Origin of the sequence: Marinactinospora rubrisoli, from assembly GCF_042664915.1 — a bacterium.
GTDB lineage: Bacteria > Actinomycetota > Actinomycetes > Streptosporangiales > Streptosporangiaceae > Marinitenerispora > Marinitenerispora rubrisoli.
Genome location: NZ_JBHTBH010000005.1, coordinates 382,966 through 397,973, shown reverse-complemented (window position 1 = coordinate 397,973; position 15,008 = coordinate 382,966). Strand labels below are relative to the sequence as shown.

The 15,008-nt window shown below is 74.2% G+C and carries 10 protein-coding genes; 3 read left to right on the top strand and 7 right to left on the bottom strand.

The window, feature by feature from the left end; genetic code table 11:
- The first annotated feature begins 12 nt into the window (after positions 1-12).
- From ACFQRF_RS13120 to ACFQRF_RS13110, 3 genes are all read left to right on the top strand, one after another.
- Positions 13-1,710 carry a hypothetical protein gene (locus ACFQRF_RS13120; RefSeq protein ID WP_379871333.1) on the top strand — a complete coding sequence of 566 codons (1,698 nt, stop codon included), beginning with the start codon at positions 13-15 and terminating at the stop codon, positions 1,708-1,710.
- A 102-nt stretch (positions 1,711-1,812) separates the two neighbouring features.
- Complete coding sequence (locus ACFQRF_RS13115; protein WP_379871332.1) at positions 1,813-2,598, top strand: maleylpyruvate isomerase family mycothiol-dependent enzyme; 786 nt, start codon at positions 1,813-1,815, stop codon at positions 2,596-2,598.
- Positions 2,599-2,814: 216 nt separating this feature from the next.
- Positions 2,815-3,849 (top strand): LacI family DNA-binding transcriptional regulator, encoded by a 1,035-nt coding sequence (locus tag ACFQRF_RS13110; RefSeq protein ID WP_379871331.1) that lies wholly within the window; start codon positions 2,815-2,817, stop codon positions 3,847-3,849.
- A gap of 36 nt (positions 3,850-3,885) precedes the next feature.
- On the opposite strand, the gene ACFQRF_RS13105 is transcribed toward ACFQRF_RS13110, so the two are convergent.
- From ACFQRF_RS13105 to uxaC, 7 genes are all read right to left on the bottom strand, one after another.
- The gene (locus tag ACFQRF_RS13105) at positions 3,886-4,704 is read right to left on the bottom strand and encodes an SDR family NAD(P)-dependent oxidoreductase (protein ID WP_379871330.1); all 819 of its coding nucleotides are present in this window, start codon (positions 4,702-4,704) and stop codon (positions 3,886-3,888) included.
- Between the two features lie 35 nt (positions 4,705-4,739).
- Positions 4,740-7,436, bottom strand: coding sequence for a family 78 glycoside hydrolase catalytic domain (locus ACFQRF_RS13100; RefSeq protein ID WP_379871329.1), 2,697 nt, complete (start codon positions 7,434-7,436; stop codon positions 4,740-4,742).
- Positions 7,437-7,479: 43 nt separating this feature from the next.
- The gene (locus tag ACFQRF_RS13095; RefSeq protein WP_379871328.1) at positions 7,480-8,793 is read right to left on the bottom strand and encodes an MFS transporter; all 1,314 of its coding nucleotides are present in this window, start codon (positions 8,791-8,793) and stop codon (positions 7,480-7,482) included.
- A gap of 249 nt (positions 8,794-9,042) precedes the next feature.
- Entirely contained in the window at positions 9,043-10,842 is a 1,800-nt protein-coding gene (uidA, locus tag ACFQRF_RS13090; RefSeq protein ID WP_379871327.1) for a beta-glucuronidase, read from the bottom strand.
- Between the two features lie 102 nt (positions 10,843-10,944).
- The gene (locus ACFQRF_RS13085; RefSeq protein WP_379871326.1) at positions 10,945-12,141 is read right to left on the bottom strand and encodes a family 1 glycosylhydrolase; all 1,197 of its coding nucleotides are present in this window, start codon (positions 12,139-12,141) and stop codon (positions 10,945-10,947) included.
- Positions 12,138-13,601 (bottom strand): mannitol dehydrogenase family protein, encoded by a 1,464-nt coding sequence (locus tag ACFQRF_RS13080; protein ID WP_379871325.1) that lies wholly within the window; start codon positions 13,599-13,601, stop codon positions 12,138-12,140. The genes ACFQRF_RS13085 and ACFQRF_RS13080 overlap by 4 nt, the downstream gene beginning before the upstream one ends.
- A complete protein-coding gene (uxaC, locus tag ACFQRF_RS13075) occupies positions 13,598-14,998 on the bottom strand; it encodes a glucuronate isomerase (protein WP_379871324.1) in 1,401 nt (466 codons plus the stop codon). Before uxaC ends, ACFQRF_RS13080 begins: the two co-directional genes overlap by 4 nt.
- Positions 14,999-15,008 lie beyond the last annotated feature (10 nt).

Sequence of the window (15,008 nt, the reverse complement as noted above, 5' to 3'; positions counted from 1 at the left end):
GAGCGCGGGCGCATGACGGATCAGGAACCGATCGACCCGGCACTCCCCGGCCTCGTCGGATCGATCTACTGGGTCGACGAGATCGTCCACCGGGTGAGATCGCAGGGGCGCTCGCCCGACCCCGATCAGGTCGCCGCCGACCTGGACTTCGTCCAGCGGACCCGCCGGGAGATCTCGGCGGAGGACCCCCTTCCGGCGCGCGCCCACGGGGAACTGGCGCGGATCGCCATGGCGTTCGACCTGCTCGGCAAGACCACCGCGGCCGTGGACACGCTCACCGAGATCACCCTGCGAGGCCCCGAGTCGGGTCCGGTGAGCGGCCCCTTCGCGGCCAGGCTGACCGCCTACCTCCGGCTCGCCGAACTGCACCGCGCGGCGGGTGACACCGGCCGCGCGGCCGCGGCGCTGCTGGAGCGCGACGCGGTGCTGGCCGCCGTTGCCGGCCCGCCGGACGCCGCACGCGCCGACGACCTCGACGTCCTCGAACAGCGCGTCCGCGGCGCCGCCGCCCTCGCCGGACTCGGCGGCCGCACCGCCGAGGCGCGCGCCATCCTGGCCGACGTCGGGGAGCGGGCGACCTCGCGGCCCACGGTCCTCGGGTCCAGCCCGGATTTCTCCCGGCCCTGGCGGGTGCGCCGGGACGCCGACCGCGCCCTCGCGGGCATCGACGCCGCAGAGGGCCGCCACGCCCAGGCCGGCTGGGCGTACGTGGATCTCGCTCGTGCCGAGGAGGCGGTGTTCCTGGCGGGGGACGGCTACCTCGGCGGCGCGTGGCGCCGGGCCATGGGCGACCGGCTCCGGGCGATGGAGTGCTTCCTCGCCGCGCGAGAGTGGAGGCAGGCGGAGCGGGAGGCCCGCACGGTCCTGCACAGTGTCGCCGCCAGCGAACGCGTCGACGACATCGAATTGAAGAGCCGGGAGCGGCGATCGTTCGAAGAACTCCGCCGATTGACGCACACGGCGCAGCCGAAGGCGACGCAGGCGCTGGCCGTGGCCTTGGTCCGCCAGGGAGACCACGGCGCCCCCGTCGACCCCGACGTCGTCGAGCTGAACGTCCCCGCGACCCTCTCCGCGGGCCGGAGCCACCTCCTCGGCGTGTGGCGGGAGGCGCTGGCACGCCAGCTCAACGTGCTGGAGTCCACCCTCGCCACGCGGACCTGGAGCCGGGATCCGCAGCGGGCGGAACGGCAGGCCCGCACGGTCCTGTACAACGTCGCGAGGCAGGAGCGTCTCCACTACCAGGCCGCGTCCCGGCACGACCGGGATCCGGCGCTGACGGAACTCGACCGGCTGGGCGCCGAGGCGGGCCGGCAGGCGCGGAAGGTCCTGGTGCTGGCGCTGGCCCGCCAGGGAGAGTGGCGCCGGGTGGCCGAGGCCGCCGGGGACGTCGCCGGGCTGGCGGCCTCCCCCGGTGATCTGGGCGGCGTCGGGCAGAACTGGCGGCTCCGGCCGGCGCCCGACGACGAGGACGTCGTCCATGTCCTGGAGCGGCTGCCCCGCAATCGGCGGACCCGGCCCGGCGACCGCCCCTACCTGCTGCCCTGGGAGACCCCGGAGGTCGCGCGCACCCCCGCGGCGGGCCTGCCGGGCGCGGTCACCACCGCGGCGGCCTCTCGCGACCGGGCGTCGACCGCCCCGGAACGCGCCCGCATCCGCCGGGCCCGGCTGGCGGCGGGACGGGAGGGCAGGGGGCGGACCCCCGGCCGCTGAGCCCGGACCAACGCCCCCGGCTCGCCGGAGCCGCGCCCGGTCCGGGCCTCCCGGACCGGGAAACGGCTCGCGCGGCGCCCGCGCCGCAAGTACCGTGGCGCCATGACGCTCAGCTACGACCGGTACCGCGCCGAGATCGCCGCGCAGACCGGCCTGCTCCGCGAACACGTGGCGGAGGCCGACCTCGCGACGCGGGTGCCGTCCTGCCCGGGCTGGAACCTCGCCGAACTCCTCGGCCACGTCGGCGGCGCGCACCGATGGGCGGAGACGGCCGTACGGACGCGGAGCACCGAACCGGTCCCCGATGACCTGGTCAACGACGTCGCCGGATACGCCGGCACCGACCGCGCCACCCTCGACGCCTGGCTCACCGAAGGCGCCGCCCGGCTCACCGAGGCGCTGCGCGCCACTCCCCCGGACACCCCGGTGTGGACCCCCACCGAGAACCGGACGCCGATGTTCTGGGCGCGCCGCATGACCCACGAGACGCTCATGCACCGGGCCGACGCCGCACTGGCCCTCGGCCTCCCCTTCACCGTCGCCGGGGAGGTCGCCCTCGACGCGCTCGACGAGTGGACGGAGTACGGCACCTACCCCGAGGCCGTCGGCCCGGGCGACGGCACCCCGTCCCTGCTCGGCCCCGGCCGCACTCTGACCCTGCGGGCCACCAACACCGACGCCCACTGGTTCATCGACCTCACCGGCCCGGCCGCCACCCGGCACCGCACCACCACACCACCCCCGGCGGCGGCCACGGCCCGTGGCACGCTGACCGACCTGCTCTTCCTGGTCTACGACCGCCCCCTGCCGGAGGGCCGCGTCGAACGCACCGGCGATTCGGCGCTGCTGGAGGAGTGGCTGACCCGGGCACGGTTCTGGCTCGGCTAGCCGGGTGAGCGGCGGCGCGGACCCGCGTGGCCGCAACCGGTCCGCGGTTCCGCCCCGGTCCGCCATCGGCACGGCGGCCCGATGGCCGGGCCGCCGGTGACCTTCGAGCCCGGGCCGTCAACCGATTGCCAACCGGATCACACCCGCTCGGCCGACGGCTCCCCCAGCGCCTCCCTGTGCCACCATGGGAGGGCACCCGACCCGACGAGGAGGACTGTGTCCCCCGAGGAGCAGGACGGCCCGGCGCGACGCTCGAACGGCAACCGGAAGCCACACGCCACCATCTACGACATCGCCCGGCATCTCGGCGTCAGCCCGTCGACGGTGTCGCGCGCGCTCAATAAGCCGGGGCGGATCAACGCCCGGACCGAGCGGCGGATCCGGGAGGCCGCGGCCGAGCTGAATTACCGGCTCAACCCCATGGCGCGGGCGCTGCCGACCGGGCGGACCGGGACGATGGGGCTGATCCTCTCCGACATCACCAACCCGGTGTACTTCACGCTCGTGCGGGGCGCGGAGCGGGTCACGGCGGCGGAGGGGTACACGCTGGTCCTCGCCGAGTCGCAGGAGTCCGGGGAGCTGGAGGCGCGGACGGCGGAGCGGCTGCTGGCATCCGTCGACGGGCTCGTTCTCGTCTCCTCGCGGCTGGAGGACGGGCACATCGAGACGCTGGCCGGGCAGAAGCCGCTCGTCACCGTCAACCGGCGGGTGGCGGGGGTGCCCGGGGTCGTTCCGGACGTCACGCCCGGCATCCTCGACGCCCTCGACCATCTGGCGGCGCTCGGGCACCGTTCGCTCGCGTTCCTGTCGGGGCCGCGCGGGTCGTGGATGAACCGGCTCCGGTGGGACACGCTGCTCGACGAGGCGCCGAAGCGCGGGATGACGATCGTGGAGATCGGCCCCGGCGCCCCGACCCTCGACGGTGGGCGCGCGGCCGTCCGCCGCGTCCGGGCGTCCGGCGTCACCGCCGTGATCGCCTACAACGACCTGATGGCCATCGGCCTGCTCGACGCCTGCCGGAGCGCCGGCCTGGACGTCCCCGCGGGCCTGAGCATCGTCGGGTTCGATGACATCTTCGGGTCCGACTTCACCTCGCCGCCGATGACGACGATCCGCACGCCTCTCGACCTCGCCGGCGAGGAGGCGGTGCGCCGGCTGATCGCCGCCGTCGATGGGGCGGCGGAGCCGGAGCGCCCACGGGTCGGCACCGAGTTCGTCCTGCGGGCGTCGACGGCCGCCCCCGCGCGCTGACCTCCGCCGCCTCTCCGCCGCCCCTCGGACGGCCGGTCAGAGCGTTTCGCCGGCGTCGGCGAGCAGGGTGCTCCCCGTCATGAACGCCGACAGGTCGCTGGCGCAGAACAGCACCACCCGGGCGATGTCGTCGGGAACCCCCATCCGGCCGATGCGGCTGTTCGTCATGACCGGCATCGTGTCGCCCGCCTCCGCCGTGGTGTCCCCAGCGGCGGCCGCCGCCAGCCGGTTGCCCTCCGTAGGGACGTAGGTCGGGGCGACGCCCAGTACGCGGATGCCCCGCGGGGCGAGTTCCAGGGCCAGCTGCCGGGTCAGGCCACGGACGGCGTGCTTGGAGGCGACATAGGCGGCGAGTCCCGGCCCGCTCGCCCGGAATCCGGCGGTGGAGGCGACGTTCACGATCACGCCGCCGTGGCCGGCGTCCGTCATCCGGCGGGCGGCCTCGCGGGACCCGGCGAGGGCGCCGCGGGCGTTGACGGCGAGCACGCGGTCCCACAGTTCGTCGGTCACTTCGAGGAGGGGCGCCGCCGGGAAGATGCCCGCGTTGTTCACCCACACGTCGACGCCGCCCAGGCTTTCCGCCGCCAGGCCGGCCGCCGCCGTCACGGTCGCGGTGTCCGTCACGTCCATGAACGTCCCGAGGGCCTGGACGGGGTGGCGCGCGCCGAGATCCTTCGCCGCGGCGACGGCCAGCGCCTCGTCGACGTCGCCGATCAGCACGTTCGCGCCCGCCTCCGCGAGGCGCAGCGCGATGGCCTTGCCGAGGCCGCGTCCGCCGCCCGTGACGACGGCGGTCCGCCCGGCGAGTGAGATGAGCTCGCCGAGAGAACGGCCGGAGACGTCGGGAATGGGCATGGTCTTCTCCTTATTCGGATGGGGGGTGGTGCGGGTCAGAACGCGGCCGTCGCGCCGGTGCCGCCGGTAGGCGGGGCGGTGAGCGGGCGGCGGCCGGACAGCGGCCCGGCGCCGCCGCGCAGGACCGTGCCGTCCGGGAACCGGATCTCCGCCGTCGAGCACGCCGGCACGTCGACGGAGATCGCCAGTTCGCCGTCCGCCACGCGCCAGTCGACCGCGATGGTGCCCTGGGGGCCGTCGAACGTGCCCCGCGCCCAGGTGATCGACGGGGTCAGGACGGGGGCGACGACGAACGACTCCCAGGCCACCGACCCCGGCGACTGCCGGAGCCCGAGGGTGTGCGTGTGCAGGAAGCGGACGACCGCCCCCTTGCTGTAATGGTTGAGGGAGGCGGTGGCGGTGCCGTCGGCGTCGACGCCGTCCCAGTCCTCCCAGATCGTCGTCGCGCCCCGGTCGAGCATGCCGAGCCAGGACGGCGACGTCCGCTGGAACAGCAGCGCGTAGGCGACGTCGGCGTGCCCGGTGTCGGCGAGCACGGGCAGCAGGTCCGCGGTGGAGAGGAACCCGGTCCCCAGGTGCCCGCCGGCCTCCTCGATGAGCGCGACCAGGTGGCCGGCCGCACGGGCCCGGAGCCGATCGGGCACCAGGCCGAACGCGAGGGCGCGCACGTAACCGGCCTGGGTGCCGGCGCTGACGCGGCCGTCGGCGTCGAGGAACTCGCGCCGCCACGCGGCCCGCACCCGCTCGGCGAGCGCGGCGTAGCGCTCGGCGTCGGCGGCCCGGCCGAGGACGCGGGCGATCGCGGCGAGGGTGTGCGCCGAACGGAACAGGTAGGCGGTGCCGACCTCGCCCTTGTCGGCCGTGTACCAGGCCATCGGGTCATTCTGCACCGGGTCGATGAGCGTCCCGTCGGCCGCGCGCTTCTTGGGCTCCAGCCACTCGCCCCAGTGGAAGGACCCGTCCCAGATGTACTCCTCGTGCGGCAGCGGCTCCGCCGAGCGCTCGATCCGCGAGGGGTGGCGGGCGGTGCGGGCCGTCGTGAGCGCGAACTCCACCCACCGGGTCATGGCGTCCCAGTTCTCGGCGAGGACCGCGCGGTCGCCGTACGTCCGGTACATCTCCCACGGCACCAGCACGATGGCGTCGCCCCAGCCGGCGGAGCCGGTGATGCCGTTCGACATCGGGTCGTCGTGCGCCTTCAGCCGGTTGTGGTCGGGTGAGACGTTGGCGATCCGGCCGTCGGCGAGCTGGTCGTCGCGCACCGACCGCAGCCACTTCCGGCTGAAGCCGGCCACGTCGTACAGCCGGGCGGCGGTGGGGGCGAAGACCTGGTAGTCGCCGGTCCAGCCGAGCCGTTCGCGGGTCGGGCAGTCGGTGGGGACGTCGACCGCGTTGCCGCGGAAGCTCCAGACCGCCGCGTCATGCAGCCGGTCGAGGTCGGGGTCGGAGCACGTGAAGGTCCCGGTCCGGCGCAGGTCGGTGTGCACCACCCGCATGACGATGCCGGACGGGTCGAGCGGCACGTCGCCGCGGGTGAGCCGGGCGTACCGGAACCCGTGCACGGTGTGCCGCGGCTCGAAGACCTGCCCGGGCTCCCCGGAGGAGATCACCTCGTCGCGCTGGACGAACCGGACCGACGGCCCGTCCGGTCCGCTCCAGCTGTCCAGGTGCGCGGTCGTCAGGTCGCCCCCGGAGTCGAGATGCTCGCCGTGGTCGATCACGGTACGGGTGCCGGCCGGGCCCAGGTCGCGCAGTGCGATCCACCCGGAGGCGTTCTGCCCGAAGTCGACGATGTGCGCGCCGTTCGCCAGCCGGGTCACCGAGATGGGCGCGCGCTGCTCGACCCGCCGGACCGGCGGCGCCGGCGACCAGGTGATCGGCGGTGCCGTGACGGCGTCGAGGCGGACCGGATGTTCGGCCGCGCCTGCGGCGGTGAGGTCGGTGGTCTGGCCGTCCATCAGGTCCGCCCGGGTGATCGAGCCGACGCGGGAGGTCCAGCCGGGCCCGGTGCGCACCACGGCCGTGCTCCCGTCGGTGTAGCGGATGTGCAGTTCGAGCCGGGCGGCGGTCGTCGTCCCCCACTTCGCCGGCTTCCGCCAGGCGCCCGAGCGGCCCCGGTACCATCCGTCCGAGAGCAGGATCTCCACCCGGTTGCCGCCCGGCCGCAGCGCCGCCGTGACATCGGCGGCCTGCGCGTACAGGGTGTCGGAGTACGAGGTGGAACCGGGCGCGAGCTCCGCCGTCCCGGCCCGCTCACCGTTCACGAACGCCTCGTACCCGCCCAGTGCCGTGGAGTACAGCCGCGCCGCCGCCACCTCCGTGCCGACCTCGAAGCGCCCGGCGAGCAGGTAGGCGGGACGGCTTCCCGGCTCCGGGACCTCCTCCTCCCACGGCGAGATCCACGCCGCCGACCAGTCCTCGGCCAGCAGCCCCGCCTCGAAGGCGTGCCACGGCGACCAGCCGGACGTTCCGTCCGCGCCGTGCACCCGGACCCGCCAGTCCACCGCCTCCCCGCTGCGCAGCGGCCGCCACGGCCAGTCCACGAACAGGTGCCGCGCCGACGAAGCGGTCACCGGTGGCCGGCCGGCGCCGTCGATCCGCGCCTGGAGCTCGTATCCCGCCTGGTCGCTCCAGCCGCGCGGCGGTTTCCAGGACAGCAGCAGTCGCGGTCCGCAGACCGGGAACCGGTCGCCGCCGCTGTCGATGCTCAGGTCGTAGGGTGCACACTCCACTGTGACTCCTTCGCGCCGTCTTCTGGTCCGGCCCCGCCCGGGGTCAGCGGACCGACCTGACCCGGGTGAAGACCAGCAGCCCGCCGATGAGGGCGAGCACCGCACCCGTCAGGTAAAGGATCGTGTAGTTCTGCTCGCCGCCGCTGGAGCCGATCCCGATGATGAACGGCGCGACGAGCGGCGCCAGGGCGCTCGGGATCTTCTGGGAGAACTGGACGACCGCCATGTAGCGTCCCGCCTCCGCGCGGTCGGGCAGCACGGCGATGACGATGGCCTGGTCGACCGCGCCGAACGCGGCGATCGCGAGCTGCATCAGCAGAGAGCCGACGACCAGGGTCACGAAGTCGTAGGCGAACGCCTCGATCACCGCGCCCGCCACGAAGAGCAGCGCTCCGATGAGGACGAACAGCCGGCGGCGGCGCAGCCGGTCGGAGAGGAACCCACCGACGATCGCCCCGAGCGTGGCGGCGACCAGGCCGAGGATGCCGATGCTCGCCACCGTCGCCGCCACCTCGCGGACCGGCAGGTCGAGGCGCTGAGCGTAGAAGAACGTGCTGAACGTCGTGTTGAAGTACAGGCCGGTGAAGAAGATGAGCCGACCGAGCCAGTTCCAGGCGAAGTCGGGGTGCCGGCGCGGACTGAACGCGTAGCTGGCGAGGATGGCCCGGACCGAGACGCGCGTGCCGACGGCCAGGTTCCGCGAGTCCGGCTCCTTGCCGACCACCAGGAAGACGGCGAGGAGCAGCACTCCGAGGACGCCGGGGAGCAGGAAGACGAGCGTGGTGCTCTCCGAGACGCCCGAGACGATCAGGACGCCGATGATCGGCGCGGCCTGGCCGGTGAAGCCGGTCAGGCCCGAGATCCGGCCGCGCTGCTCCTCCGGGATCCGGTCCGCCTGCATGGTGAGGATGGCCTGCGACGCGGCGGCCCATCCGAGCATCGCGAGGACCCAGCCCGCTCCGACGAGCAGCAGGTTCGGGGCGACGGCGATCCCGCCCAGCGCGGCGAGGCCGAGGAGGCCCCCGGCGATCAGGAAGGGCCGGCGGCGGCCGAGGCGGGTGCGGGTCCGGTCGCTCCAGACTCCGATCAGGGGACTCAGCGCGATGAAGATGAACTGGGCGGTGCCGGTGACGTACCCCAGTACCTCCTCGCGCCCCGGCGCGAGTTCGTCGATGCGCACCGCGAGCGAGTACGAGATCGGCACGACGTAGGCCATGGCGACGCCGAAGTTCGCGGCCATCATCGAGACGATGTAGCCCGCGCTCGCCTTCTCCAGCGGGGGCGCGGCGGCGTCCGGAACGGGTGTCGGGGCGGCGGGCGAGGTGGTGGTGTCGGTGGGCTCGGCGTCCTGCGTCATGGAAGGACCTCCTGCATAAGTCGCGAGGTCGGTGCACGGCCGCGCGTCACCGTTCGTGGGGAGCCCCGCCGGGCGCTCCCCGTGCGGGGGCGCGTGGCGGGTGGTGCCGGACGCGTGGGTGCTGGGGCGCCGCGCAGAGCGCGGCGGCGGGTGCGGGCGGCGGGCCGGGGCCGGGCCGCCCGGCGGTGGGGTCGGCGGGTTCGGTGGGGGTCGGGCGGCCGGTGACGCCGGCAACGGTTCCGGCGGTGCTCAGCGCGGTTCGCCGCCGGTGGGCTTGTGGTGGCCGATGCGCCGCCAGCGCTCGCGCAGCGCGCGGGCGGCCGCCTTGGGGCGCCGGTCGCGGGTGAAGACGCCCTTGCGGTTGCCGTCCACCCGGTGGATGCCGTTGGACGTCTGGAAGTCGGCGAAATTCCAGACCTGCTCGCCGACGACTTCCGGGACGCGGTCGAAGACGCGGTGGTACATGTCGAGGAAGGACCGCTGGAACTCCTCGGTCCATGGCGAGTCCCAGACCGAGTGCAGGCCCGGCAGCGTGTCGGCGCCGTACTCGGACATGATGATCGGCTTGCCGAACTTCGCGGCCCAGCCGCGCAGGTCGGCTTCGAGCCGGGCCTCGGCGGCCGGGAGGTCGCCGGTGTCGAGGTACCAGCCGTAGTAGCGGTTGAGGCAGATCACGTCGAGCAGGTCGGCGATCCGGTCGTTCTCGCAGGTGGCGAAGATGACGCTCGCGATCGTCACGGGGCGGGTGGGGTCGAGCTCGCGGGTGAGCGCGATGAGCGGCTCGAAGTACTCGCGTGCGCCCTCCTCGGTCGAGGACGGCTCGTTGGCGACGCACCACATCACGACGCTGGGGTGGTTCTTGTCGCGGGCGATCAGCTCGCGCAGGTGCCGCGCGTGCGCCGTCTGTGTCTCGTCGTTGAAGGTCTCGGGGGAGAACGTCGGTGTGGGAGCCTGCCCGGTGAGGCCGCCCGCGACGGCGAGGTTGAGCCCGACCGCCGCGGTCTCGTCGATGACGACGATTCCGTGCCGGTCCGCGAACTCCAGTACCTCCTCGGCGTAGGGGTAGTGCGAGGTGCGGAAGGAGTTGGCACCGACCCAGTCGAGCAACTGGAAGTCGTGCACGAGGTAGGCGTCGTCGTGCCCCTTGCCGCGCACCGGCGTGTCCTCGTGCTTGCCGAAGCCGGTGAAGTAGAACGGCTCGCCGTTGATCAGGAACTCGGCTCCGCGCACCTCGACGGTCCGGATCCCGAACGGCTGCGGGTAGCTGTCGGTGACGGTGTCGCCGTCGCGGATCTCGGCGACGAGGTCGTACAGGTAGGCCGCCCCGGGCCGCCAGAGCACCGCGTTCTCGATGCGCAGGGAACCGGCCGCGCCCTCGCCCCTGGCCACCTCGCCGCCGGTGGCGTCGAGCACGCGGACGGCGACTTCGGCGTCGCCGCTGGCCGTCACCGTGTAGTCCACGACGCCGGTGGTGCCGTCGATGGTCGTGACGACGGTGACGTCCTCGACGCGCAGCGCCGGTGCGCTGTACAGCCACACGGAGCGCGCGAGGCCGGCGTAGTTGTAGAAGTCGTGGAGGTAGGTCTGGCTGCGGCGGCCGTCCCGGGTCACAGTGATCGTCCCGGGGGGCAGCGTGACGTTGGTCAGCCGGTTGTCCACTCCGACGGTCAGCCGGAACGGTGCTCCGGGCGCGACGAGGTCGGTGATGTCGGCCTCGAACGGCGTGTAGCCGCCGGTGTGCTCGGCGACGAGCCGGTCGCCGACGTACACCCGGCCGGCGTGCGTGGCCGCGTCGAAGCGGACGAAGACGCGCTCCCCCGCCCAGCCGCGGGGGACCCACACGTCGCGCTGGTACCAGGCCCAGCCGACGTGGTCGCGGATCGACGGGTCGGTGAACAGGTCGTTGTAGCTGGCGGGGACGGCCGCCTCAAGGGCGCCGGGGAGCGGGCCGCTCCACGGAGCCGCCGTCTCGGGTCCCTCCACGGCGAACCGCCAGATTCCGTCGAGGTTCACGATCTCGCGGGTGGCGGTGGGGCGGGGTTTCAGCATGGGTGTCTCTCCAGGGGTCTGTGCGGGGGCGGCCCGCGCGGGCGGGTCCGGTCATGAGCGGGCGGCAAGCGGTTGCCGCCGCACGTGCCGGGCGTGCTCCCGTCAGAGGCCGCCGCGGCGGGCGACGTCGCCCAGCCACGTGAGGCTCGGCTTGGGGTGCCGCTGGAACGTCTCGCGGTCCACGGCGACGAGCCCGTAGGTCGGCGCCCAGTGGCCCCATTCGTAGTTGTCGAGCGCGCTCCAGTGCAGGTAGCCGCGCACGTCGATCCCCTCGTCCATGGCGGCGAACAGGTGCCGGAGTGCCTCAGAGGTGTAGGCGATCCGCCGCGCGTCGTCGCGGGTGGGGATGCCGTTCTCGGTGACGAGGATGGGGAGGCCACCGGTGGCCTGCCAGGTGTGCCGGACGGCGATGCCAAGGGCGTCCGGCCGGTAGGCGGCGCCGACGATGGTGTTGTCCGGGTGCGGCGGGTACGGTTCGATGCCCTCGCTCGTCACCCACTGGCTGGAGTAGGACTGCACGCCGACGAAGTCGTCGCCGCGCGATCCCTCCAGGTAGAGGTCCTCCCAGATGTACTCCAGCTCGCGCAGCTTCTCCTCGCCGCCGGGTCGCGCGACGAACGCCCGGCTGGCGACAGTCCAGCCCACCGCCGCGTCCGTTCGTTCGCGGACGATGTCGCGCACCGCGTGGTGCGCCTCGACCAGGCGGGCGCCGACTTCGGTGTCGGGCGGGGGCAGCGGCGGCCGCGGGCCGCCGTCCACGGTCGGGCTCTGCCAGCCCCCGGCCTGTCCCGACCGCATGGCCTGTTCCAGGGAGATCATCATGGCGAGCATGTTGGGTTCGTTCATGGTGGCCACCCACGGCACGCCGTCGAGGATGCTCGTCACGGCGGTCACGTAGCCGCGGAAGCGCTCGATCGCCCGCTCGCCCAGCCATCCCCCCTCCTCCATGAACCAGCGGGGCGTGGTGAAGTGGTGCAGCGTGATCACGGGGGTGAGCCCGAGTTCGAGCGCGGTGTCGATCATGCGGCGGTAGTGGGCGAGTTCGGCCTTGGAGATGAGCCCGGGGACCGGCTCGACGCGGGCCCACTCGACGCCGAAGCGGTAGGCGGTGAGCCCGGCGTCGGCCAGCAGCCGCATGTCCTCGGGGTAGCGGTGGTAGCTGTCGATGGCGTCGCCGCTGCGTTCCATGCCGGGCACCATGCCCTCGCGGACCCACCAGTCGCTGTTGACGTTGTTGCCCTCCACCTGGTGCGGCGCCGTGGCGGCTCCCCACAGGAAACCGGGGGGAAGTGCGGTCATCGGTGTGTTCCTTTCTCGGCGCTGTCCGGGTTCGGCGCGTGGTTGCGGACGGGGGTCGCGGGCAGCGTGCGCAGCGCCTCCGCCACCTGCCGCCGGAACCGTTCGTCGGCGGCGAGGTCCGGGCTGAGCGCGGCGAGCAGCGCGGTGTGCGGCGAGGGCGCCGTGCGGGCCCGCGCGACTTCGGGGGGTTCCTGGGAGCCGGAGCCCTGTCCCGCCGTCACCGTGGCGATCCAGGCGGCCACCGGCAGGGCGCAACCGGCGGCGGAGCGGCCCCGGGCGAGTTCGCGCTCGGCGACCGGAACGACGCGCAGCCGGAGTTTGGTCAGCTCGTCGGCGGCGATCTGGGCGAGCGGGTGCTCGATACGGCGGTTTCCGAATCTGGCGAGCAGGGCCCGCCGGTAGCCGGGGATGCCGAGTCCGGCGGGAAGGTGGCGCTCGGCGTCGTCCCACAGCCGCTCGACCCCCGCCCGGCAGACCGGGTCGGCGATCGCCTCCGCGACGGTGCGGTGCCCGCGGAGCCGGCCGAGCGAGGCGAGCAGCGTGTGCGCCGCGTTGAGCGTCCAGAGCTTGCGCGCCTCGTACGGCGCGATGTCGCCGACGAACCGGGCGCCGCGCGTCTCCCAGGCGGGGCGGCCGGCCGGGAAGTCGCCGCAGAGGACCCAGTCGGCGAACGGTTCGGTGATGACCGGTGCCGCGTCGTCCCACCCGGTGGCCTCGGCGATCTCACGGACGTCCTGCTCCCCGATCCGGGGCGTGATCCGGTCGACCGAGGTGGAGACGAACGCGACGTCGCGCTCGACCCAGGCGGCGAGCGCCGGTGCGACCTCCGCGGCGAGCCCGGTGAGGGCGCGGCGCAGGAAGGCCCCGTTGGCGGGGATGTTGTCGCACGGCACGATCGCCACGGGCGGGGCCCCGGCCTGGCGGCGGGCCGCCAGGCCGGGCAGGAGGCGGCCGAGCGCGCTCACCGGCCGGGCCACGGCGAGTCCGGGGCCGGCCGCCGCGGCGCGCAGGCGGTCGATGTCGGCGCGGACGACCGGGTCGGCGAGGTCGGGGCCGCCGTCGGGCCGCACCCGGTAGCCGCTCTCGGTGATCGTCAGGGTGACCACCGCGGTGCCCGGGGCGCTGAGGGCGGCCGTGAGCACGTCGGCGCGGTCTCCGGGGTGGACGGCGACGAGGTTGGGGACGACCTCGTGGCGGTCGCCCGCCGGCCCGCGTTCGACGAGCATGTAGAGCCCGTCCTGCGCGGCGAGCCGGTCGGCCGTCCCGCTGCGGCGTCCGGTGAAGCCGACGATGCCCCAGTGGGCGGCGTCGGCCGCGTGGGCGGTGTACCAGGTCTGGTGCGCCCGGGTGAACGCGCCGACACCGATGTGCACGATCCGCACCGGTGGCCGGGGAACGGCGCGCCCGGCGGCGCGGAGGGCGGCGCGCGTCAGCCGGATGGCCGGAGGGGCGGCGCTCACAGCTTGAACACCCGTCTCGGGATGGCGCCGACCAGGTCGTCGCTGATGAGCTCGGCCCGCGGCAGCGACAGCCGCCCCTCGCGGACCAGCCGGGCAAGGAAGCCGGCGTCGGCGCGGCGCGCGGTGTCGTGGCGGGCGGGGATGGAGAGGAAGGCGCGCGTGTCGTCGATGAATCCCGAGGTGCGGTAGAAGCCGGCCGTCTCGGTCACGGCGGACCGGAAGCGGGCGATCGAGTCGGGCGCGTCGAGGAACCACCAGGGAGCCCCGACGTAGACGGCCGGGTAGAAGCCGGCCAGCGGGGCGAGTTCCCGGGAGAAGGCCGACTCGTCGACCGTGAACAGGACGAGGTGCAGGTCGCGGTGGAGCCCGAACCGGTCCAGGAGGGGGCGCAGGCCCTCGGTGAAGCTGGTGGGGACGGGGATGTCGTGGCCCGTGTCGGGGCCGAAGCGCCGCAGGGTCGGGCGGCTGTGGTTGCGGTGGACGCCGGCATGGACGGTCATCACCAGGCCGTCCTCGACGCTCATCCGCGCCATCTGCAGGAGCATGTGCGCCCGGAAGGCGCGGCGCTGCCGCGGGTCGGCGGTGCCGGCGAGTGCGGCCTGGAACAGCCGTTCCGCCTCGCCGGGCTCCAGGTCGGCGGTGACCGGCTCGACCACTCCGTGGTCGGCCGACACCGCGCCGTGTGCGGCGAAGTACGCCCGGCGGGCTTCGAGGGCGGCGAGGTACCCGGCGAAGGTGGCGGGCGAGGCGGTGGTGGCCAGCAGCCGCTCCACCCGGGACCCGAAGTCCGGCCGCGCCGGATCGAGGTAGGCGTCGGGGCGGAACGTCGGGACGACACGGCCGGGCAGGCCCGAGGCGCGGATCGCGCGGTGGTGCGCGAGGTCGTCGAGGGGGTCGTCGGTGGTGGCGAGGAACTCGATCCCGAAGCGCTCGAACAGCGCGCGCGGCCGGAATCCGGGGTCGGCGAGCCGATCGCGGACCTCGTCGTAGACGCGATCGGCGGTCTTCGGCCCGAACTCGCCCTCGACGCCCAGAACCTCCGACAGCTCCTCTTCGAGCCAGTAGCCGGTCGCCGTCCCGGCGAAGAGGTGCCAGTGCTCGGCGAGCGAGCGCCAGATGGCACGGGCGTCGCCCGGGGCGGCGTCACCGACGCCGAGCGAGCCGAGCTCCTCCCCCGCGGCGTGCAGCAGCCGGGTCACGTAGTGGTCGCGGGAGACGAAGAGTTCGGCCGGGTCGGCGAACGGCTCGTCGAAGTGGAGCAGCGCGGCGTCGACGTGACCGTGCGGCGAGATGATCGGGCGCCCGGCGACCCGCTGGTAGAGGTCCCGCGCGATCGCCCGCGTCTCCGGATCGGCCGGCAGCAGCCGGTCGGGGTCGCGACGTTGTAGATCGGCCATGGCCCCATTG